Source organism: Streptomyces sp. NPDC045701 (assembly GCF_056432045.1).
Genome location: NZ_JBWKJV010000042.1, coordinates 5,721 through 26,190, shown reverse-complemented (window position 1 = coordinate 26,190; position 20,470 = coordinate 5,721). Strand labels below are relative to the sequence as shown.

The following is a 20,470-nucleotide window of genomic DNA, read 5'->3' as shown; positions in this document are numbered from 1 at the left end:
GCCACGGAGACGGTGACCGAACCGGTCACCGAGACCAAGCCCCGCCGCACCCGCACCCGCAAGGCCGCCGAACCGGCCGTCGAGGCCACGGAGACGGTGACCGAACCGGTCACCGAGACCAAGCCCCGCCGCACCCGCACCCGCAAGGCCGCCGAACCGGCCGTCGAGGCCACGGAGACGGCGACCGAACCGGTCGCGGAAGCCAAGCCGCGCCGGCGCCGGGCGACCAAGGCGGTCGCCGCCCAGCCCGAGAGCTGACGACGGCCCACCGGCACACGAGTGACGGCCCCGCCCCTTCCCGGGGCGGGGCCGTCGCCATGTCCACGTCGCCGCCCGGTCCCCGCTAGCCTCGTGCCATGAGCCGTCCGCCCACCTTCACCCCGCCCCCCTGCGCCCGTGCCCGCGCCCTCCGCACGTCACGCGGTGACTTCGCCGTCCTGGACGCGGCGCCCGCCGACGGTACGGAGGCGAAGGGGACGGCCCTCCTGCTGCCCGGGTACACCGGGTCCAAGGAGGACTTCATCGCCATGCTCCGGCCGCTCGCCGACGCCGGTTACCGTGCCGTGGCCGTGGACGGTCGCGGGCAGTACGAGACGCCGGGCCCCGCCGACCAGCAGGCGTACGCGCAGGAGGAGCTGGCGTGTGACGTACTGGCCCAGGCGGCGGCCCTCGGCGGGGCCGGGATCCACCTGCTCGGGCATTCCCTCGGCGGGCAGATCGCCCGTGCGGCCGTCCTGCTCGACGCGGCGCCGTTCACCACGCTCACGCTGATGTCGTCGGGTCCTGCGCAGGTCGAACCGGCCCAGCAGCAGAAGATCAAGCTGCTGAGCGACGCGCTGGCGGTGATGACCATGGATGAGGTGTGGGAGGCCATGCGCGCCCTCGACCCGCCGGAGGACGCCGACGATGCGGGCAGCCACCGCGAGGACCTCCGCCGCCGCTGGCTGCTGCACAACCCCGCGCAGCTCCTGGCGACCGGTCGCCGGCTGACCACCGAGCCGGACCGGGTCGACGAGCTGGCCGCGGTACGGCCGCGCCTGCCCGTGCACGTCCTCTCGGGCGTCCGGGACGACACCTGGCCGGTGCCGCTCCTCGACGCGATGGCGGACCGGCTGGGCGCCCACCGGACGCGTATCGAGGGCGCCGAGCACTCGCCGAACACCGACCGGCCGGTGGAGACCGCGACGGCCGTGGCGGGGTTCTGGGACCGGCATCCGCACCGTCCCGAGGACGACCGGCACGGCGACGGCCGGGACCGTCAGAGCCGCGACTGAAGTTGTTGCCAGAAACCGTCCCGCAGCGACCGCCGCAGCACGGCGTGCCCGCGCAGGGACCGGCCCAGTCGCCGTTCCGCCTCGACGAGCAGGTCCTGATCGACCGGGCCGGGCAGGTAGGGGTGGCCGGGCAGCAGCTCGGCCAGCGCCTCTGAGCCCCGCTCGCCCAGCCAGGTCGCGGCGATGTGCGCGCCCAGGAGGCGCACCTCGTCGCGTGACGGCGGAGGCTCGCCCTCGCTCTCGTACGTCGTCACCGGCCGCCGTGTGACGTAGGGGCGGCAGAAGTCGAGGTCGAAGGTGCGGGTGCTGTCGACTTCCCAGAGCAGCGGCTCGGCCTGGTTGCGGCCCTCGGCCGCCTCGATGCCCCAGAGGTGGACGCGGGCGCCGTAGCCCTGGGCCGCCTCGACCGCCGGGACGAGGTCCTCGTCGCCGCCGACCAGCGCGGCGTCGCTGATGGCGCGGTGGCGGGCCAGCGACTCCAGGTCCGAACGGATCAGGGAGTCGACGCCCTTCTGCTGGTTGTTGGCGTTGAGGTTGCCGAGCCGGACCTTGACGTCGGGCAGTTCGGCGATGGCCTGCTGTTCGGAGGTGTGGATGCGGCGCCGGGCGCCGTCGTACCAGTAGACGCGCAGCAGGCGGCTGTCCGCGAAGATCGTGCGGGCCTTGTCGATGAAGGCCTCGATGAGCCCCTCCGCGTCCAGGTCGAAGGAGCGGCGGTCCTCGGTGCCCGCCACAAGCAACCCGGCCGCAGCATGGACGTAACCGGCGTCGACGAAGATGGCGTGTGTCGAGGGAGTCTTGGCCACCTCGGCCAGCATCCGCTCCAGGAGCTCATTGGTGCGCTCCAGGCGGATGCCGAGATCGGTGGGGCTGGGGGTGTCCGGGTCGTGGTTCATACGGGGGCCATTGTCCGCCGCCGCGCGGGTGCCCGCCAACACCGGCCGGTCATTACTTAGCAGTCCGAAAATTTTCTTTAGCGTAGGGAATGTTTGCCCCCTACAAGTCGTTGGCAGGACTAGTACCGAACACAGTTCTCCTACCGGAGGATCAACTCAGGACGAAGGGAGAAGCCCATGCGCTTCGAGATTCTGCGACTCGACGACGTCGACGGCACGCCCGTGGACAGCACCGTCGTGGACGCCGCCTCCGTCAACGGAATCGTGCAGCAGGCCGCTTCGATCGGCCAGCGCATCTGGATCCGCCCGGCCGCGACCACGGCCTCGTAACCGGCGCGACACCCGCCACCGCGCCCCCGCGCGGACTCCGGCCACCCCGTGGGTGGCGGAATCCGTACGGGGGCGCGGTGCCGTCTCAGGCCCCCCGGATGACCTGGGTGACCCCGTTGATGATCTGCTGCACGGCGATCGCCGACAGCATCATTCCGGCGAGCCGGGTCACCAGCACCACGCCGCCGTCCTTGATGACCCGGATGATCAGCAGCGAGTAGCGCATGGTCAGCCACAGCACGACGTGCATGGCGACGATCGCCGCCCAGACGGACACCTGGCCGCTCACCCCGTCGGCGTGCTGCACGGCGAGGATCACGGACACGATGGCGCCGGGACCGGCCAGCAGCGGCATGCCCAGCGGGACGAGGGCGACGTTGACGTCCTTGGTCTGCTGGGGCTCGTCGGTCTTGCCGGTCAGCAGGTCGAGTGCGATGAGCAGCAGGAGCAGTCCGCCGGCGATCATCAGGGCGGGTACGGAGACGTGCAGGTAGGCCAGGATCTGCTGGCCCAGGATGCCGAAGACGGTGATCACGCCGAAGGCGACGGCGACGGCCTGCCAGGCCATCCGGCGCTGGACCTTGGTGGCGCGGCCGGAGGTCAGGGCGAGGAAGATCGGGGTGATCCCGGGGGGATCCATGATGACGAAAAGGGTGAGGAACAGGGAGCCGAAGACGGCGACGTCGAACACAGTGAGGCCTTGCGGGGAGAGGGTCGTACAGAGGAAGTGCCGGGATGCGGGGGTTACGCCCGCCGTCCGCCGGTGCCCGGCACCGGGAACGCGCCGGTGGCACGGCGCGTGATCTCCCCGTAGATCTCGGGGTCGGTGGTGAAGTCGCCGAGGCGGCAGGTCTTGCGGGTGCCGTGGTAGTCGCTGGACCCGGTGGTCAGCAGGCCCAGTTCGGCGGCGAGCCCGCGCAGGCGGGCGCGCGTCGGCCCGTCGTGGTCCATGTGGTCGACCTCGATGCCGTCGAGGCCGTACGCGGCCAGCTCGGCGATGACCGGCTCCGGCACCGTGCGGCCGCGCTTGGCGGCGCCGGGGTGGGCGAAGACGGTCACGCCGCCGGCCGCCTTGACGAGCCGGATGGCGGTGAACGGGTCGAGCTCGTGCTTCTCGACGTAGGCCCGGCCGCCGTCGGCGAGCCACTGGGGCGTGAAGGCGTCGGAGACGGTGGGTACGACGCCCAGTTCGACGAGCGCCTCGGCGATGTGCGGCCGGCCGACGGAACCGTCGCCGGCGATGGCGGCGACCCGCTCCCAGGTGACGTCCACGCCGAGTTCCCGCAGTTTGGCGACCATGCCCTGGGCGCGCGGGACGCGGTCGTCGCGCACCAGCTCGCGCTCGCGGGCCAGCTCGGGCTCGTCGGGGTCGAAGAGATACGCGAGCATGTGCATGCCGACGCCGTCGATCCGGCACGAGAGTTCGGCGCCGGTGACCAGGGTGAGGTCCCGGTCGAGGTCGGCGAGTGCGGCCACCGCCTCGGCGTGGCCGCGGGTGGAGTCGTGGTCGGTCAGCGCGACGACGTCGAGCCCGGCATCGGCGGCGGCGCGCACGAGCTCGGCGGGGGTGTCCGTGCCGTCGGAGGCCGTGGAGTGGGTGTGCAGGTCGATGCGCACGACGCGGACTCCGGGGCTCGGGACGGACGGGGGACGCCTAAGAGGATACCGGCGTTCCGCCCGGGGTCCCGCCCGTCAGTCCAGCAGTCTGGGGCTCAGCGCGCCGCACGGCAGCAGTTCCACCTCCGAGCCCGCCTCGCGCAGGTCCGTCAGGACGAGCTCGTCGTACATCAGCAGCCCGGACTTCTCGGGCCACACGACGGCCCACAGCCACAGGCCCCGCGCCTCGCCGGCGAAGACGGCGCGGTCGTCGGGCGCGTCGCTGACGTGCCAGAGCGGGGTGGGGCGGCCGGCCGCGAGGACCTTGGCCTGCGGCCGGGTGCCGGTGCACATGTGGGGGCCCGGGTCGGGGCCGTCGAGCCCGGCGTACCGCGCGCCCAGGCCGATGCCGGGCTCCTCGGCGACCAGGAGCAGTTCGCCGACGCCGCCGAGCGGGGCGGGTCCCGAGCAGGCGACGACGGTGGCGCGGCCGCCGCTGCGGTCGTCACCCGCGTAGGCGACGCCGGTGAAGAGCCAGCCGACCGGCAGCGGCCACGGCATCCAGACGGGCACCTGCGCCCGGTGCGTGACGACGCCGAGCGCCTCGACGCTGGGCGGTATCACGGGCTGCAGCGGATGCACGGCGCCGTGCACGTCGCACTGCCAGGAGTCGGAAAAGAGACCGGGCGCCCGGACCCGGCCTCCGCACTTCGGGCAACTGGGTTCGCCCCTCATAGGGTTCAACGGTCCTCCCCGGCCGTCGCCCCGTCAAGGACGATCACCCCTCCGGTGTGCCGCCCGCCCCACCGGCATATGAATGTACGTTGCATCCATTAGGGTCCCTAACTTATTATGTGTATAGAGCAGCCAACTGTGGGCGCACGGTCGCCCGGAGGGAGCGGACATGCGAGAGAAGGACCCGTTCGACGAAGGGGCCGGCAGCATCCTGCGGCAGCCGAAGGCCGTCTGGGCGACCGCCGGCGCGTCCGTCGTCGCCTTCATGGGCATCGGCCTGGTGGACCCGATCCTGCCGTCCATCGCCCAGGGCCTGCGGGCCACACCCAGCGAGGTGTCGCTGCTGTTCACCTCGTACTTCCTCATCACCGCCGTGGCGATGCTGCTCACCGGCTTCGTCTCCAGCCGCATCGGCGGCCGCGGGACGCTCCTCGCCGGACTGGCACTGGTGATCGTCTTCGCCGCCCTCTCCGGTACGTCGGGGTCGGTCGGCGAGCTGGTCGGCTTCCGGGCCGGATGGGGGCTCGGCAACGCGCTGTTCGTGTCCACCTCGCTCGCCGTGATCGTCGGCGCCGCGGCGGGTGGCAACGCGGCGGCGATCCTGCTCTACGAGTCGGCCCTCGGCCTCGGCATGGCCTGCGGGCCCCTGGTGGGGGCCGTCCTGGGCGACGCCAGCTGGCGCTACCCCTTCTTCGGCACGGCCGCGCTGATGGCGGTGGGGTTCCTGTGCATAGCCGCGTTCCTGCGGGAACAGCCGAGGCCCGCCCGCAGGACGTCGCTGCTCGACCCGCTCCGGGCGCTCGGCCACGGCGGGCTGGCGTCCGCCGCCGCCTCGGCGTTCTTCTACAACTACGCCTTCTTCACGGTGCTCGCCTTCACCCCGTTCGTGCTGAACATGACGCCCTACAAGTCCGGCGCGGTGTTCTTCGCCTGGGGCGTCCTGCTCGCGGTCTTCTCCGTGCTGGTCGCCCCACGCCTCCAGGAGCGGTTCGGCTCCCTGAAGGTGCTCGGGGGCTCCCTGCTCCTGCTCGCCGCCGACGTCGTCGTCCTCGGGTACGGGGACCACACCACCGCGATCGTCTGCACGGTCCTGTCCGGCGCCTTCATCGGCGTGAACAACACCGTCTTCACCGAACTCGCCCTCGGCGTGTCGGACGCCCCGCGCCCGGTGGCCAGCGCCGGATACAACTTCGTGCGCTGGTTCGCCGCGGCGGCCGCGCCCTGGCTCGCCCCGAGGATCGAGGAGTGGAGCGACGTCCACATGCCGTTCGTGGTGGCGGGCGTCGCGGCCGCGATCGGCGCGGGCATCGTGTGGGCGCGCCGGCGCTCGCTCACCCATGAGGCCGAGGAGCACCGGGCGGCCCGGCCGCTGCCCGCCCTCGCGGCCGACTGACCCGCGTCAGCCGAGGTCCACCGGCCCGCGCAGCGGATCGCGCAGGTCCGTACCCGCCGCCAGCCACCGCTCCTGGAGCGCCTGCGCGCCGTGCACCCGCTTCCACGCCGCCTCGTTGGGCGTCATCGGCAGCAGCGGCAGGAACCGCACGGGGTCCATCGGCGCGTCCAGTTCCAGGTCCTCGACCAGGCCGCCCGCCTCCGCGACCAGCACGGAGGTGAACGGCGCGGCGGGCCACAGGGGTTCGCCGGTGTCCAGCGACGCGCCCGGCGCCACGACCACGCCCTCGACCTGCGGCGAGGCCGCGAGCACCGCGAGCGGCCGCAGCACCTTGTCGGTGTCGGCGAGCCCCGCCCGCACGCTGAGGAGCAGCTCCGCGCGCGGGCCCTTCACCGGGTCGGCGAGCGCGGCGGTCGGATCGGTCATCGGCTGGGCCGACATGCCGAGGGTGGCGTACCTCACCAGGCCGAGAGCGGCGTCCGGGAAGCGGAGGACCTCGATGCGGTCGGTGCCGAGAAAGGTCACCGCGGCGCGCGCGTCCGGTTCACCGAGGGCGGTACGCAACCGGGCCTCGACCAGAGCAAGAACTTCTCCCATGCGGGGAGCATAGAGCGCGTATGGAAGGGGCAAAGTAAGGGATTGACTCTCAGTCGGCTGATAGTGTTGGCCGTCTGCTGGTCGGGACAGCACGCCTGGGTACGTCCCAGCGCTGGCCGGGGAGACGCTTCCCCGTCCCGACAACACGTCGTCCCCCACGGGGGACCGGCCGGAGGAGGTGGGGCTGCGGTGGATCGAAGTCGACCGTGCAGTACCAACCGCCCTTCCGCCCGCGGCTTTTCTCTGTGACCTGAGAGGCATTCCGCCTGCCCGTTCACGCTCGTCCTCGTGGAGCGTGGGAGTGAGGTCATGGCTATTCGCACGACGGAAGAGCACACCGTTTTGCCTGTCTGTAGCGAACGCCGTCACCGCGATCCCGCGGTGCCGCCCGCTTTGCGGACGTAAGGAACGCCACGTCCTCATTCCGGGCTGTGCCACGCCCCGCGACGGCCTCTCCGTGAAGGAGCCAGCCATGTCGATGATCCGTGACCTGCGCGCAGCGGTCCGCCCGTCCCTGCGCAAGAGCAGTGCCCCCTACAACACGTACAACTCCTACGACGCGACCCGTGACCCGTCGACGTCCACCGCGGTCGTCGACTGCGCCGTCTACCGCGACGGCCGCCGGCTGAAGGACCACGCCACCGACGCCTGCCTCACCCCGCGCGAGGCCATGCGGCAGGTGCGCGACGGCGGCGGCTTCGCGTGGATCGGCCTGCACGAGCCGACGGAGGCCGAATTCGCCGGTATCGCCGCGGAGTTCGGACTGCACCCGCTGGCCGTGGAGGACGCGGTCCACGCCCACCAGCGGCCCAAGCTGGAGCGGTACGACGACACGCTGTTCACCGTCTTCAAGACCATCCACTACGTCGACCACGCCGAACTCACGGCCACCAGCGAGGTCGTCGAGACCGGTGAGGTGATGTGCTTCACCGGCCGGGACTTCGTCATCACGGTGCGGCACGGCGGGCAGGGCTCGCTGCGCAACCTCCGGCACCGGATGGAGGGTGAGCCGGAGCTGCTGGGAAAGGGGCCGTCGGCGGTGCTGCACGCGATCGCCGACCACGTGGTGGACGGCTACATCGCGGTCGCCGACGCGGTGCAGATCGACATCGACCAGATCGAGATCGACGTCTTCTCGCCACCGGCGAAAGGCTCCACGCGCGGCACCGACACCGGGCGGATCTACCAGCTCAAGCGCGAGGTACTGGAGTTCAAGCGGGCCGTGTCCCCCCTGCTGCGGCCGATGCAGCTGCTGAGCGAGCGGCCCATGCGGCTGGTGGACCCCGACATCCAGAAGTACTTCCGGGACGTCGCCGACCACCTGGCACGGGTCCAGGAGCAGGTGATCGGCTTCGACGAGCTGCTGAACTCGATCCTCCAGGCCAACCTGGCGCAGGCGACGGTCGCCCAGAACGAGGACATGCGCAAGATCACGTCCTGGGCGGCGATCGTGGCCGTGCCGACCGCGGTGTGCGGGGTGTACGGCATGAACTTCGACCACATGCCGGAGCTGCACTGGAAGTACGGCTACCCGATGGTGCTCACCGGGATCATCGGCATCTGCTTCGCCATCCACCGCACGCTGAAGCGCAACGGCTGGCTGTAGCCCGACTGGCTAAGCTGCGGGTTATGACTGACGCACTGCTCGACCAGGCCCTCGTCGAGGAGGCCACCAAGAAGTCCGGCCTCGTCTGGGTACGGGGCGGGGGCCCGGCCCGCGCGCTGTGGCACGTGTGGCTCGACGGGGCGGCGTACGTCGTCGGTGACGGCCCGGGCGAGCAGCCGCTGCCGGGGCTCGCGGACGGCTCCACGGCCGAGGTGACGGTACGCAGCAAGGACAAGGGCGGCCGCCTGATCGCCTGGACCGCCACCGTGACGGAGCTGGCCGCCGGCTCCGAGGCGTGGGAGGCGGCGGTCGCGGAGCTGAAGGGCAAGCGGCTGAACGCCCCGGACGCGGAGACGATGACCGACCGCTGGGCGCGCGAGTGCCGGGTGCTGCGGCTCACCCCGCGGGACGCGACGACCGCCCACCCGGACGGCTCGCTGGCGGCGCCCCCGCTCCCCACGCCGGTCACCACCCGGCACCCGGTCCCGGCGGCGCTCCCCCGCCTGCTGCTGAAGCGCCGCAAGCGCTAGGGAGGGTCCGGAAAGTCACGCCCGGCCCGCCCTTGGGGCGGACGCCGATAGTTTCCGGACACCCCTTGAAGGACGCCGGGGCCCGGTCATGGGGTCAGTCGCTGGTGCGGGGGAGCTGGCGGCCGTAGTCGAGGGTTTCGTCCTTGGACGGGGCGGTCAGCGGGAAGACCTTGTTCCAGTCCGAGAGGACGACCACGCCCGCGCCGCCGCCACGGGCGAACTGGAGGGGGTACGGCGTGCCCTCCAGGGACACGTCGAGGGTGCCGCCCTCCCCCTTGGGCCCGCCGGCCACCTTGATCGTACGGATGCCGCCGATCTTGGAGCGGTCACCCTTGACGACGTCGCCGTGCAGCTCCAGCAGCCCGTCGAGCAGAACGTTCATCTCCGTGAAGCCGCGCAGCTGCTTGTACGAGGGGTCGTCCTCGGGCACCTTCACGTACTTGTCGCCGAGCTTGTCCGCCGCCTCCGTACCGGAGTCGTCCGGCTCGTCGTCCTCGCCGTCCGTCGCGCTCGCCCAGAAGTCCGCGTCCGCCTTCAGGTACAGCGCGTCCCCGACCCGCAGCAGCTCGAAGGTGGACGTCCTGGTGACCACCGAGCCGGCCGCGCCGGTGCGGTTCAGCCGCATGTTCAGCTCGTACGTGCCGCCCTTGCTGACCAGCGTGCCCGACAGGCGTACCGCCCGGGCCCCGCCCGCCGCCGCCCGCGCCTTCGACTCGATCGCGGCGGCGGGCAGCTTGCCCACGCCGTTCGTACCGGCGTCCGGATCGGGCGGTTCCTCACCGCAGGCGGTGAGCACCGCGGACAGTCCGACGCACAGCGCGACGGGGAGAGCGGCCCGGCGGGCGCGCGAAGCCGGGGCGAGAAAAGTCACCAGCGCACTGCCTCTCGTCAAACCGTGGGGGGTTGGCAGACCGCAGCGTACCCGTGCCGTATACGACCGTCGGCAGAGAGCCGTACGGACGCCCTGCCTGGGCGACCCGCACCAGGACGGGCTAGCCTGAACCGTCATAAAGCCTGAGAATCCCGGCATACGAGGAGGTGTGCGGCATGGCGGCGGGCGCTTCCCGGATCTTCGTCTCACACCTCGCCGGCGTCCCGGTCTTCGACCCGAACGGGGACCAGGTCGGCCGGGTGCGCGACCTCGTCGCGATGCTGCGCGTCGGCCGCCGCCCGCCCCGCCTGCTCGGCCTGGTCGTGGAGGTCATCGGGCGCCGCCGGATCTTCCTGCCCATGACCCGGGTCACCGGTGTGGAGTCCGGCCAGGTCATCACCACCGGCGTGCTCAACGTGCGCCGCTTCGAGCAGCGCCCCACCGAGCGGCTCGTGCTGGGCGAGCTGCTCGACCGCCGGGTCCGGCTGGTCGAGGACGGCGCGGAGGTGACCGTCCTCGACGTGGCCATCCAGCAGCTCCCGGCGCGCCGCGACTGGGAGATCGACAAGGTCTTCGTCCGCCGGGGCGGCGGCGGGGCGCTGCGCCGCAAGGGCGAGACGCTCACCGTCGAGTGGTCGGCCGTCACCGGCTTCTCGCTGGAGGAGCACGGGCAGGGCGCCGAGAGCCTGGTCGCCACGTTCGAGCGGATGCGCCCGGCCGACCTCGCCAACGTGCTGCACCACCTCAGCCCCAAGCGCCGCGCCGAGGTCGCCGCCGCCCTCGACGACGACCGGCTCGCCGACGTCCTGGAGGAGCTGCCGGAGGACGACCAGATCGAGATCCTCGGCAAGCTCAAGGAGGAGCGGGCCGCCGACGTCCTGGAGGCCATGGACCCCGACGACGCCGCCGACCTGCTGTCCGAGCTCCCCGAGGAGGACAAGGAGCGGCTGCTGACGCTGATGCGGCCGGACGACGCCGCCGACGTACGCCGTCTGATGTCGTACGAGGAGCGCACCGCGGGCGGTCTGATGACCACCGAGCCGATCGTGCTGCGCCCCGACGCGACGGTCGCCGACGCGCTGGCGCGGGTCCGCCAGCAGGACCTCTCCCCCGCCCTCGCCGCCCAGGTGTACGTGTGCCGGGCGCCGGACGAGACGCCGACCGGGAAGTACCTCGGGACGGTGCACTTCCAGCGGCTGCTGCGCGACCCGCCCTTCACCCTGGTGTCGGCGATCGCGGACACCGACCTGGCGCCGCTGTCCCCCGACACCCCGCTGCCCTCGGTGACCAGCTACCTCGCCACCTACAACCTGGTCGCCGCCCCGGTGGTGGACGAGAGCGGGTCGCTGCTCGGCGTGGTCACCGTCGACGACGTGCTCGACCACCTGCTGCCCGACGACTGGCGGGAGACGGAGTTCGAGCCGGAGGGCGAGAGCGAGGCCGCGCATGGCGCATGAGCGTCCCGGCGAGCCGCCCTCGCCCCGCATCCGGCTGGACCAGCCGCGCATCCGGCGGCCCAAGCTGCTGCCGGCGTACGACCCGGAGGCCTTCGGGCGGCTCTCGGAGCGGGTCGCCCGCTTCATCGGCACCGGGCGGTTCCTGGTCTGGATGACGGTGATCGTCGTCGTCTGGGTGGTGTGGAACATCTCGGCGCCCGACGACCTCCGCTGGGACGAGTACCCCTTCATCTTCCTGACCCTCGCCCTGTCGCTCCAGGCCTCCTACGCCGCCCCGCTCATCCTGCTGGCGCAGAACCGGCAGGCCGACCGGGACCGGGTCAACCTGGAGCAGGACCGCAAACAGAACGAGCGGTCCATCGCCGACACGGAGTACCTGACGAGGGAGATCGCGGCCCTGCGGATGGGCCTCGGCGAGGTCGCCACCCGCGACTGGATCCGTTCCGAGCTGGAGGACCTGGTGCGGGAGCTCGACGAGCGCCGGGACGGCCGCCGGGACCACCGGCGGGATCTATTCCCGCCCGGCGCGTCCCGAGGGAGTGACGAACCCGACCGCTGACAGGGCTTTCCGGGGGCAGGGTCCGGCGCCGTACCATCTCCGTATGGTTACGGAAGACGCGGTGCGCGAAGCACTGGCGACGGTGAACGACCCCGAGATCAACCGACCGATCACTGAGCTCGGCATGGTCAAGTCGGTGGAGATCGGTGCGGACGGGGCGGTCGCCGTCACCGTCTACCTCACGGTCTCCGGCTGCCCCATGCGCGAGACGATCATCACGCGCGTGACCGAGGCGGTCTCCCGCGTGGAGGGCGTCACCGGTGTCGACGTGACACTCGACGTGATGGGCGACGAGCAGCGCAAGGAACTCGCCGCCGCGCTGCGCGGCACCACGGCCGAGCGCGAGGTGCCGTTCGCCAAGCCCGGCTCGCTGACCCGGGTGTACGCCGTGGCCTCCGGCAAGGGCGGTGTCGGCAAGTCGTCCGTCACCGTGAACCTGGCGGCCGCGATGGCCGCGGACGGGCTGAAGGTCGGTGTCGTGGACGCCGACATCTACGGCCACAGCGTGCCGCGCATGCTGGGCGCCGACGGCCGTCCGACCCAGGTCGAGAACATGATCATGCCGCCGTCCGCACACGGCGTGAAGGTCATCTCCATCGGCATGTTCACCCCCGGCAACGCGCCGGTGGTCTGGCGCGGCCCCATGCTGCACCGGGCACTCCAGCAGTTCCTCGCGGACGTGTACTGGGGCGACCTGGACGTCCTGCTGATGGACCTGCCGCCGGGCACCGGCGACATCGCGATCTCCGTCGCGCAACTGGTGCCGAACGCCGAGATCCTGGTGGTCACCACTCCCCAGCAGGCGGCGGCAGAGGTCGCCGAGCGCGCCGGCTCCATCGCCGTGCAGACCCACCAGAAGATCGTGGGTGTCGTCGAGAACATGTCCGGCCTGCCCTGCCCGCACTGCGACGAGATGGTCGACGTCTTCGGCACGGGCGGCGGCCAGCGGGTCGCCGACGGCCTGACGAAGACCACCGGCACCGCCGTCCCGGTCCTGGGCTCCATCCCGATCGACGTACGGCTGCGTGAGGGCGGCGACGAGGGCAGGCCGGTCGTCCTGACCGACCCCGACTCGCCGGCGGGCGCGGCACTGCGCTCCATCGCGGGCAAGCTCGGCGGCCGTCAGCGCGGCCTGTCGGGCATGTCGCTGGGGATCACCCCCCGCAACAAGTTCTGACGGCCGACGCCGCGAAGGGGCACCGCTCGGCGAGCGGTGCCCCTTCGGCGTGTCCGCGGGTCGGTGTGTCCGGTTACGCGTAGGCGGTGATGTCCCGCACCACCGCGAACGCCAGGCCGTACGCGCTCATCCCCCGTCCGTACGCACCCAGGTGGACGCCGCCGGGCGTCGAGCCGGCCAGCACCCAGCCGTACTCGGACTCCCGGTAGTGGAACGGCGTCGGCACACCGTCGACGGGCAGGGAGAGCGTCGACCACTCCGGACCGTCCAGGTCGTCGGCGAGCTCGAAGGCGGCCTCGGTCTGCTGGTCCAGCCAGTCGTCCCGCAGCGTGTGGTCCAGCTGCGGCGGCCAGGTGTAGGCCAGGAGCCCGGAGCCGGCCAGCCAGGCGGCGGACGACACACTGGTGGCGTCCAGCACCCCCGTACCGTCGCCGCTGCGGCGCACGGGGCTCGCGGCGACCGTCACGACGGCCGCGAACCGCTCCTTCTCGGCCCCGGCGGGGTCGAGCCGGTCCGGCCGTATCGACGGCTCGGCCCCGTGGCCGATCGAGCCGTGCTGCACCGTGCCGTCGGCGGACGTGCCGACCTGCATCAGCCAGCGCGGCCCGGTGAACGCCTCGTCCAGCCCGTACCAGGGGAACGAGGCCCGCAGGTAACCGTCGACCGTACGCCGGGCCGCGGGCGTGTCCGCCCCGGACGCCGATGCGGTGCCCGGTGCGGCACCCTGCGCCCCCACTCGACTCGTCGTCTCCATCTGCCCGGCCGCCTCCTCATTCGTGGAGTCCGGTGCGGCACGCCCCGACGGGCGCTCTAGCAACCGGACAGATGGAGAGGATAGCCACCCGACGCGGGGTCTTTCCGTAGGAGCGGCGCGGGAGGGGCTCAGGTGGCGTCGGCGTCGAACGGCGGGCGGTCGCCGTCGGCGGGCTTGTCGCCCTTCTTCAGCAGGTCCGCGCCCCCGTGCGTACCACCCGCGTGGCCCTCGGCGAGGGAGGCACCCCCGACCGCGGCCGGGACCGACGCGTCCGGCTCACGGCCGTTCACGGCGTCGGCGACGTCGTTGATCTCCTTCTTGAGATCGAAGCTGCTGCGGATCTCCTTGAGCTCCTCGTTCTCCGTCAGCTGCTTGCGGATGAACGTCTTCGGGTTCAGGTCCTCGAACTCGAAGTCCTTGAACTCCGGGCCCAGTTCGCTGCGGATGTCCTGCTTCGCGCTCTCCGAGAAGTCGCGGATCTTGCGGATGAAGCCGGAGACGTCCTGGATGACCTTCGGCAGCTTGTCGGGACCGAAGACGAGCACGGCAAGGACGACGAGCACCACGAGCTCGAGTGCGCCTATGTCATTGAACACCTTGCTGCTCCTTCAGAGGGTCCGGCCCGTGGTCCATGGTGCGAGGTCCGTGGCGGCGTCCGTGGTGCGGGGTCCGTTCGGGGTCCGTGGTTCGAGGTCCGTTCGAGGTCCGTTCGATGTCCGTGGTGCGGGGTCCGCGGGGCCGTCCGGGCCCGGGGCCCGTACCACGGTACCTGGCCCGGCTGTCGCGTCGGTACCTCCCGGGGACCTCGTGGTGGCCCCTTGGTGGCCCCCGGGGGCTCCGTGGTGGAGGGCTCCGCGGTGGGCGGCTCCGCGGTGGAGGGTCAGCCGCCCGCCGATGAGCCGAGCGTCAGCGTCTTGGTCTGTTCCCGTCCACCGCGCTCCACGGTGAGCCGGAGCCGGTCGCCGGGGCGGTGGGCGCGGATCTTGACGATCAGCTCCTCGCCGCTGTGCACGCGCTGGCCGTCCACCCTGGTGATGACGTCGCCGGGATGGACGCCCGCCTTGGCGGCCGGACCGCCCGGGGTGACGGAGGCACCGCCGTCCTGTGCCTTCTCGCCCACCCTGGCGCCGTCGCCGGTGTACTTCATGTCGAGGCTCACCCCGATGACGGGGTGGGCGGCCTGGCCGGTGTTGATCAGCTCCTCGGCGACGCGCTTGCCCTGGTTGACCGGGATGGCGAAGCCGAGGCCTATCGAGCCGGCCTGTCCGCCGTCGAGGCCCGAGCCGGTGTCGGCGGCGCGGATGGCGCTGTTGATGCCGATGACCCGGGCCCTGGAGTCGAGCAGCGGGCCACCCGAATTGCCGGGGTTGATCGGGGCGTCGGTCTGGAGGGCGTCGACGTAGCTGACGTCGCTGCCGTCGCCCTTCTCACCGCCCGCGGTGATGGGCCGCTCCTTGGCGCTGATGATGCCGGAGGTCACGGTGTTCTGGAGGTCGAAGGGGGCGCCGATGGCGACGACCGGGTCGCCGACGCGGACGTTGTCGGAGTTGCCGAGCGGCAGCGGCTCGAGGTTGGCGACGCCCTTCACCCGGACGACGGCCAGGTCGTACCCGCTGTCCTTGCCGACCAGCTCGGCCGTGGCCGTCTCGCCGCCACTGAACGTGACCGTGATGGCGCCCGAGGTGCCGGCCGGGTCCACGACGTGGTGGTTGGTGAGGATGTGGCCCCGCTCGTCGAGGACGAAACCGGTGCCGGTGCCCTGTTCCCCGCCGCCGCTGACGTGGAGGGTGACGACGCCCGGCAGGGCGCGGGCCGCGATGCCGGCGACGCTGTCGGGCGCGCGGTCGCCGTCCTCCCGACCGGCCTGCGGGAGCTCGACGGTGGTGAGCCCGCCGTTCCGCTCGACGTACGCGCCGACCCCGCCGCCGAGGACGCCGGTGAGCCCGGCGAAGAGCAGCGCGGCGACCACGGCGAGGCCGCGGCGCCGCCCCTTGCGCGGCGCGCCAGCGGGCCCGCCGGGGTGCAGGAGCGGCTGGTGCTGCCCGCCGGGGGTGCTCCAGGGGTCGTACTGGAGCCACTGCGACGTCTGCGGAAGGTGGGGCGCCGGCCCGGGGTGCGCCTGCTGCGGCACGGGCGGTGCGGGGTGCGGGGCCGGCGCTGGTGCGGCGGGCCCGGGGTGCGCCTGCTGCGGCACGGGCGGTGCGGGGTGCGGGGCCGGCGCCGGCGTGGCGGTGGCCGATGCGGTGTGCGGGGCCGGTGCGGCGGGCTGCGGCTGGCGGGGCGGCGGGGTCTGCCCGGGCAGCGTGGTGCCCGGCTGCGGCGCGCCGTGGACCGGCGGGACGGCGGTGCCGTGCGCCGGGGTCGCCATGGGCCGCTGCACGGGCGGTGCGGGCGCCCACGGGCCCGGCTCGCCGTAGGGCGGGGTGCGGTACTCGTCGGGCTGGTGCAGCGGCTGCGGGCGGACCGCCGTCGCGGCCGCCTCCGGCACGTCGCCCGGCTCGGGGGCGGGCGGGGTCGGCTGCTCGGCGCCCTCCTCGGGGGTGGCCGTCTCCGTCCCGTGCTGCCCCGCCGGGCGGCTCCACCACTTCGGCTTCGGCCCCGTGGGCTTCCCGTCGTCCATGTTCTCCCCGCTGCGTGCCCGTGCCGCGCCCCCTCGGGACGCCCCTGAGCAGGATTCAACCAGGTCGGGCGGCCCCCGCGCAGGGGGCCGGGTCAGCGCCCCGCGGGGAGCGGAAGGGAACCCGGTGACGGAGCGGGTCCCGAACGGGTGGCGGCGGGGCGTATCAGCGGTGCGGGCGGGGTGGCGTTCAGCGCGCTCACCGCTCCCGGCGGGGGCGGCGGGAACGGGTGGGAACCGGGGCGCTGCACCGCGTGCAGCGGCACGGCGGCCAGGGGCCCGGCCGGGCGGTCGGTCACCCTGACCGGCCCGTACCCGCCGCCACCGCGGCGGCGGCCGTCACCGGCGCCCTGCGTCTGCTGGGACGACCGCACCGGCGTCACGCTGTTGCCGGTGCCGTCACCCCGGGCGTCCACCGTCGCGACCGTGGGCAGCGCGCCGCCCAGGGCGATCGCCGCGAACGACACCGCGCTGGCGGCGGCGAACGCGAACCTCCGGCCGCGCCAGGGTGAGCGCTCCGCCTCCTGGCGGCCCACTTCGTGGATGCGGAAGCCCGCGTCCGGTCCCCCGGCGTAACCGAAGGCGCCGGGTCTCACTCCGAGAGGGCCGTCACCGCCGAAGGGACCGCCCCGGTCGCCGTCGCCCGGACCGCCACCGGGCAGCCCCTGGAGGCGGGCGAGGAGCCCCTCGGAGGGGGGCGGCGGGGCGGCCTGGGCGAACACGCTCTTCAGCCGGCGCTGCGCGTCGGCCTCGGCCTTGCACTTGGGACAGGTCGCCAGATGGGCGAGGACCCGCTCGCGGGCGTCATGACCGAGCTCCCCGTCGACGAGCGCGGCGAGGCGGTCCCCCAGATGTTGTTCCGCGGGGGTCGGACCGGTGGCACTCACGCGGGTCCGACCTCCCCGCCCACGGCCACGAAGGTGCGCTGCTCGGCCCGGGCCTCGGGCGACCGGTGCTTGAGGGCCTTGCGCAGGTGGGAGCGGCCCCGATGAATGCGGCTGCGGACGGTGCCGAGCTTGACGCCGAGGGTCGCGGCGATCTCCTCGTACGACAGTCCCTCGATGTCGCACAGCACCACCGCGGCGCGGAACTCGGGTGCGAGGGTGTCGAGGGCCTGCTGGACGTCGGCGTCGAAGTGCGTGTCGTGGAACACCTGCTGCGGCGACGGCTCGCGGCTGGGCAGCCGCTCGGCCGCGTCGTCGCCGAGCGCGTCGAACCGGATGCGCTGCTTGCGGCGCACCATGTCCAGGAAGAGGTTGGTGGTGATGCGGTGCAGCCAGCCCTCGAAGGTGCCGGGCGTGTACGTGGACAGCGAACGGAAGACGCGGACGAAGACCTCCTGGGTGAGGTCCTCGGCGTCGTGCTGATTGCCGGTGAGGCGGTATGCGAGGCGGTAGACCCGGCCACTGTGCGTGCTGACGATCTCCTCCCACGAGGGCGGAGTCCACGCCTGCGATTCCGCATCCGATGCGAAGGTCGCGGTGGTGGGTGCGAAGTCGGCGGGCAGGGAACGGTCAGCGGTGTCGGTCACGGATCTCGGCTCACCCGCCGACCTGAGAAGGCGCCGCAGCACTCCTCCCCGATCCACAGGGGCAGCCGCACCTCCCCTATCGGCTCTGGTGGTGTCCAGTGGAGCCCCTACCATAGCCACCTCGCCCGTTAGCTCCGGATAAGAATCTTTACGTGAATTTGGGACCGTCTTCGGCTCTTGATCCATGTGCTCCCCCCGCCCCTTCTTAACGCGCGGTCCCATCTGCGGGTTCCCGGGCCCGAACGGCTACAGTCACCGTTGCGCCAACTACGGGGACAGGAGAGGGTCATTACCGCCAACCGGCAGACGAGCTGGGCGTTCGCCGACGCCTTTGTCGCCGAGGACGACGCCCTGCGCTGGGCCCGCGACCGGGCCCGGGACGCGGGGCTGCCCTCGGTGTCGCCAGGCACCGGCGCCGCGCTGCGTCTGCTGGCGGCCACGGCGGACGCCAAGGCGGTCGCGGAGATCGGCACCGGTACGGGGGTGTCCGGGATCTACCTGCTGGAGGGCATGCGCCCCGACGGCGTCCTGACCACGGTGGACCTGGAGCCGGAGCGTCAGCAGTTCGCCAAGCAGGCGTTCCGGGCGGCCGGGTTCGCGGGGAACCGGGCGCGCTTCATCCCCGGCCGGGCGCTCGACGTGCTGCCGAGGCTCGCGGACGGCGGGTACGACCTGGTCTTCTGCGACGGTGACCGGCTGGAGAGCCTCGACTACCTCGCCGAATCGTTGCGTCTGCTGCGACCGGGCGGCCTGGTCTGCTTCGAGGGTGTCTTCGCCGACGGCCGCACGGTCGATTCGGCGGCCCAGCCGGCCGAGGTGCTCAGGCTGCGGGAGCTGCTGCGGACGGTGCGGGAGAGCCAGGAGCTGCTGCCGACGCTGCTGCCGGTGGGCGACGGGCTGCTGTGCGCGGTGCGGCGGGGCTGACCCGCGCCCGGACTTCATGCGAGAGCCCCGGCCCGGTCGCGTCGCCGCGCACCGTACCGGGGCTCTCGGAAAAACAGGGGGCGTTCCGCGTCAGCCGACGACCTTCTTGAGTGCGTCGCCGAGTGCGTCGGCCTCGTCCGGAGTCAGCTCGACGACAAGCCGACCGCCGCCTTCGAGCGGAACGCGCATGACGATGCCCCGCCCCTCCTTTGTCACCTCGAGCGGGCCGTCGCCCGTCCGCGGCTTCATGGCCGCCATGCTCGTTCCCCTTCCTGAAACCAGCTCATCGTCGCCGACGGCCCTCTGGCATGGGCACGCATCACCGGCATCGAACACATTGCTTCCAGGTCATTATCCCGCATGGCGGGACCCGATGACCAACATCGGTCGGCATCGCTTGCGCAACGCGCTCCCGCAAAACCGTCTATTTCGGCGGTCCGCCTGCGATACTTCGCCGCCGCGACCGGCGGCCGGACCGGGCTTTCTTTGACGCAGGTCACATGTCCGCGCGCGATGATCTCCGCCATGCTGGGCGGGACATCACCGCCGGAGCCGCAAAGGGGACCCTGCCATGGCCGACACCGTGCTGTACGAGGTGAGCGACGGACTCGCCACCATCACGCTCAACCGGCCCGACGCCATGAACGCCATGAACACCGAGGCGAAGGTCGCCCTCCGGGAGTCGCTGCTGGCGGCGGCGGAGGACACCGCCGTACGGGCCGTGCTGCTGACCGCGACGGGCCGGGCGTTCTGCGTGGGGCAGGACCTCAAGGAGCACGTCGCGCTCATCGGCACCGAGCACACGATGAGCACCGTGCGGGAGCACTACAACCCGATCGTCCGGGCCATCGCCGGGATGCCCAAGCCGGTGGTCGCGGGGGTGAACGGGGTGGCGGCCGGGGCCGGCCTCGGCTTCGCGCTCGCGGCGGACTACCGGGTGGTGGCCGACACGGCGTCGTTCAACACCTCGTTCGCCGGGGTGGCGCTGACCGCCGACTCGGGCGTCTCGTGGACGCTGCCGCGGGTGGTGGGCCCGGGGCGGGCGGCGGATCTGCTGCTCTTCCCGCGCTCGATCGCGGCGCGGGAGGCGTACGACCTGGGGATCGCGACCCGGCTGGTCCCGGCGGCCGACCTGGCGGCCGAGGCCCGGTCCGTGGCCCGCACCCTCGCGGAGGGTCCGACCCTGGCGTACGCGGCGCTGAAGGAGTCCCTGGCGTACGGGGCGTGCCACACGCTGGACGAGGCGCTGGACAAGGAGGACGAGCTCCAGACGAAGGCGGGCGCGTCGGAGGACCACGGCATCGCGGTGCAGGCCTTCCTCGCCAAGGAGCGGCCGAAGTACCTCGGCCGCTGACCCTCCCGGCCGGGGCGCCGGTACCCCGGTCGCGCCCGGGGCGGTCCGGGCGGCCGGGTCGGCGCGGGTCAGACCTTGCCGGCCCCGCGGGCGACGCAGTCGGCGAGGTGGTCGTCGACCAGGCCGCAGGCCTGCATCAGGGCGTACGCCGTGGTCGGGCCGACGAAGCGGCCTTGCCGGCCCCGCGGGCGACGCAGTCGGCGAGGTGGTCGTCGACCAGGCCGCAGGCCTGCATCAGGGCGTACGCCGTGGTCGGGCCGACGAAGCGC

24 protein-coding genes and 1 pseudogene are annotated in these 20,470 nt (G+C 72.7%); 11 read left to right on the top strand and 14 right to left on the bottom strand.

Annotated elements, in window-relative coordinates; all coding sequences use genetic code 11:
- Both AC07DW_RS28440 and AC07DW_RS28435 read left to right on the top strand, forming a co-directional pair.
- Window positions 1-258 (top strand): hypothetical protein (locus AC07DW_RS28440; protein WP_478860530.1); only part of this gene is annotated, 258 nt, incomplete at its 5' end.
- Window positions 259-356: 98 nt separating this feature from the next.
- Window positions 357-1,274: an alpha/beta fold hydrolase gene (locus AC07DW_RS28435; protein WP_478860529.1), complete on the top strand. Its 918-nt coding sequence runs from the start codon at window positions 357-359 to the stop codon at window positions 1,272-1,274.
- Here AC07DW_RS28435 and AC07DW_RS28430 read toward each other — a convergent pair.
- Window positions 1,259-2,170 carry an NYN domain-containing protein gene (locus AC07DW_RS28430; RefSeq protein ID WP_478860528.1) on the bottom strand — a complete coding sequence of 304 codons (912 nt, stop codon included), beginning with the start codon at window positions 2,168-2,170 and terminating at the stop codon, window positions 1,259-1,261. The genes AC07DW_RS28435 and AC07DW_RS28430 overlap by 16 nt on opposite strands.
- Before the next feature lie 177 nt (window positions 2,171-2,347).
- Between AC07DW_RS28430 and AC07DW_RS28425 the strand changes: the two genes are divergently transcribed.
- On the top strand, window positions 2,348-2,500 hold the full coding sequence (locus AC07DW_RS28425; RefSeq protein WP_189552983.1) for a hypothetical protein: 153 nt from the start codon (window positions 2,348-2,350) through the stop codon (window positions 2,498-2,500).
- Between the two features lie 85 nt (window positions 2,501-2,585).
- Here AC07DW_RS28425 and AC07DW_RS28420 read toward each other — a convergent pair whose 3' ends face one another.
- The 3 genes from AC07DW_RS28420 to AC07DW_RS28410 all read right to left on the bottom strand — a co-directional run bounded on the left by AC07DW_RS28420 (window position 2,586) and on the right by AC07DW_RS28410 (window position 4,831).
- Entirely contained in the window at window positions 2,586-3,191 is a 606-nt protein-coding gene (locus tag AC07DW_RS28420) for a MarC family protein (RefSeq protein WP_478860527.1), read from the bottom strand.
- A 53-nt stretch (window positions 3,192-3,244) separates the two neighbouring features.
- The gene (locus tag AC07DW_RS28415; protein ID WP_478860526.1) at window positions 3,245-4,117 is read right to left on the bottom strand and encodes a PHP domain-containing protein; all 873 of its coding nucleotides are present in this window, start codon (window positions 4,115-4,117) and stop codon (window positions 3,245-3,247) included.
- Window positions 4,118-4,192: 75 nt separating this feature from the next.
- Window positions 4,193-4,831 carry a DUF6758 family protein gene (locus AC07DW_RS28410; RefSeq protein ID WP_478860525.1) on the bottom strand — a complete coding sequence of 213 codons (639 nt, stop codon included), beginning with the start codon at window positions 4,829-4,831 and terminating at the stop codon, window positions 4,193-4,195.
- Window positions 4,832-5,000: 169 nt separating this feature from the next.
- Here AC07DW_RS28410 and AC07DW_RS28405 point away from each other — a divergent pair, with 169 nt between their 5' ends.
- Window positions 5,001-6,224, top strand: coding sequence for an MFS transporter (locus tag AC07DW_RS28405; protein WP_478860524.1), 1,224 nt, complete (start codon window positions 5,001-5,003; stop codon window positions 6,222-6,224).
- A gap of 6 nt (window positions 6,225-6,230) precedes the next feature.
- On the opposite strand, the gene AC07DW_RS28400 is transcribed toward AC07DW_RS28405, so the two are convergent.
- Window positions 6,231-6,821, bottom strand: a complete 591-nt coding sequence (locus AC07DW_RS28400) for a suppressor of fused domain protein (RefSeq protein ID WP_478860523.1) — start codon at window positions 6,819-6,821, stop codon at window positions 6,231-6,233.
- Window positions 6,822-7,293: 472 nt separating this feature from the next.
- Between AC07DW_RS28400 and AC07DW_RS28395 the strand changes: the two genes are divergently transcribed.
- Both AC07DW_RS28395 and AC07DW_RS28390 read left to right on the top strand, forming a co-directional pair.
- Window positions 7,294-8,427: a magnesium and cobalt transport protein CorA gene (locus AC07DW_RS28395; RefSeq protein WP_478860522.1), complete on the top strand. Its 1,134-nt coding sequence runs from the start codon at window positions 7,294-7,296 to the stop codon at window positions 8,425-8,427.
- Between the two features lie 23 nt (window positions 8,428-8,450).
- Entirely contained in the window at window positions 8,451-8,957 is a 507-nt protein-coding gene (locus AC07DW_RS28390) for a hypothetical protein (protein WP_478860521.1), read from the top strand.
- Between the two features lie 94 nt (window positions 8,958-9,051).
- Here AC07DW_RS28390 and AC07DW_RS28385 read toward each other — a convergent pair whose 3' ends face one another.
- Complete coding sequence (locus AC07DW_RS28385; protein ID WP_478860520.1) at window positions 9,052-9,828, bottom strand: hypothetical protein; 777 nt, start codon at window positions 9,826-9,828, stop codon at window positions 9,052-9,054.
- A 176-nt stretch (window positions 9,829-10,004) separates the two neighbouring features.
- Here AC07DW_RS28385 and AC07DW_RS28380 point away from each other — a divergent pair, with 176 nt between their 5' ends.
- Genes AC07DW_RS28380 through AC07DW_RS28370 form a run of 3 tightly spaced genes read left to right on the top strand, consistent with a single transcriptional unit; the run spans window position 10,005 to window position 13,021 of the window.
- The gene (locus AC07DW_RS28380; protein WP_478860519.1) at window positions 10,005-11,285 is read left to right on the top strand and encodes a magnesium transporter MgtE N-terminal domain-containing protein; all 1,281 of its coding nucleotides are present in this window, start codon (window positions 10,005-10,007) and stop codon (window positions 11,283-11,285) included.
- Window positions 11,275-11,844, top strand: coding sequence for a DUF1003 domain-containing protein (locus AC07DW_RS28375; protein WP_478860518.1), 570 nt, complete (start codon window positions 11,275-11,277; stop codon window positions 11,842-11,844). Before AC07DW_RS28380 ends, AC07DW_RS28375 begins: the two co-directional genes overlap by 11 nt.
- Window positions 11,845-11,887: 43 nt before the next feature.
- Window positions 11,888-13,021, top strand: coding sequence for an Mrp/NBP35 family ATP-binding protein (locus AC07DW_RS28370; RefSeq protein WP_478860517.1), 1,134 nt, complete (start codon window positions 11,888-11,890; stop codon window positions 13,019-13,021).
- Window positions 13,022-13,094: 73 nt separating this feature from the next.
- Here the strand turns inward: AC07DW_RS28370 and AC07DW_RS28365 are convergent, their stop codons facing one another.
- The 5 genes from AC07DW_RS28365 to sigE form a co-directional block, all read right to left on the bottom strand.
- Window positions 13,095-13,775 carry a hypothetical protein gene (locus AC07DW_RS28365; protein WP_478860516.1) on the bottom strand — a complete coding sequence of 227 codons (681 nt, stop codon included), beginning with the start codon at window positions 13,773-13,775 and terminating at the stop codon, window positions 13,095-13,097.
- 128 nt (window positions 13,776-13,903) lie between these two features.
- Window positions 13,904-14,371 (bottom strand): sec-independent translocase, encoded by a 468-nt coding sequence (locus AC07DW_RS28360; RefSeq protein WP_478860515.1) that lies wholly within the window; start codon window positions 14,369-14,371, stop codon window positions 13,904-13,906.
- Between the two features lie 284 nt (window positions 14,372-14,655).
- Complete coding sequence (locus AC07DW_RS28355; RefSeq protein ID WP_478860514.1) at window positions 14,656-16,395, bottom strand: S1C family serine protease; 1,740 nt, start codon at window positions 16,393-16,395, stop codon at window positions 14,656-14,658.
- A gap of 92 nt (window positions 16,396-16,487) precedes the next feature.
- Window positions 16,488-17,279, bottom strand: coding sequence for an anti-sigma factor family protein (locus tag AC07DW_RS28350; protein WP_478860513.1), 792 nt, complete (start codon window positions 17,277-17,279; stop codon window positions 16,488-16,490).
- On the bottom strand, window positions 17,276-18,037 hold the full coding sequence (gene sigE, locus AC07DW_RS28345; RefSeq protein WP_478860512.1) for an RNA polymerase sigma factor SigE: 762 nt from the start codon (window positions 18,035-18,037) through the stop codon (window positions 17,276-17,278). The genes AC07DW_RS28350 and sigE overlap by 4 nt, the downstream gene beginning before the upstream one ends.
- Window positions 18,038-18,181: 144 nt before the next feature.
- Here sigE and AC07DW_RS28340 point away from each other — a divergent pair, with 144 nt between their 5' ends.
- Window positions 18,182-18,847, top strand: coding sequence for an O-methyltransferase (locus tag AC07DW_RS28340; RefSeq protein ID WP_189552966.1), 666 nt, complete (start codon window positions 18,182-18,184; stop codon window positions 18,845-18,847).
- A 90-nt stretch (window positions 18,848-18,937) separates the two neighbouring features.
- Here AC07DW_RS28340 and AC07DW_RS28335 read toward each other — a convergent pair whose 3' ends face one another.
- Entirely contained in the window at window positions 18,938-19,105 is a 168-nt protein-coding gene (locus tag AC07DW_RS28335; protein WP_003966491.1) for a DUF3117 domain-containing protein, read from the bottom strand.
- A gap of 313 nt (window positions 19,106-19,418) precedes the next feature.
- Here AC07DW_RS28335 and chcB point away from each other — a divergent pair, with 313 nt between their 5' ends.
- Window positions 19,419-20,201 carry a 2-cyclohexenylcarbonyl CoA isomerase gene (gene chcB, locus AC07DW_RS28330; RefSeq protein ID WP_478860511.1) on the top strand — a complete coding sequence of 261 codons (783 nt, stop codon included), beginning with the start codon at window positions 19,419-19,421 and terminating at the stop codon, window positions 20,199-20,201.
- A gap of 68 nt (window positions 20,202-20,269) precedes the next feature.
- Here the strand turns inward: chcB and AC07DW_RS28325 are convergent.
- Window positions 20,270-20,371 (bottom strand): annotated as a pseudogene (locus AC07DW_RS28325) (DNA-3-methyladenine glycosylase I); the annotation flags it as partial.
- Window positions 20,338-20,470 (bottom strand): DNA-3-methyladenine glycosylase I (locus tag AC07DW_RS28320; RefSeq protein ID WP_478860540.1); only part of this gene is annotated, 133 nt, incomplete at its 5' end. The pseudogene AC07DW_RS28325 and the gene AC07DW_RS28320, both read right to left, overlap by 34 nt.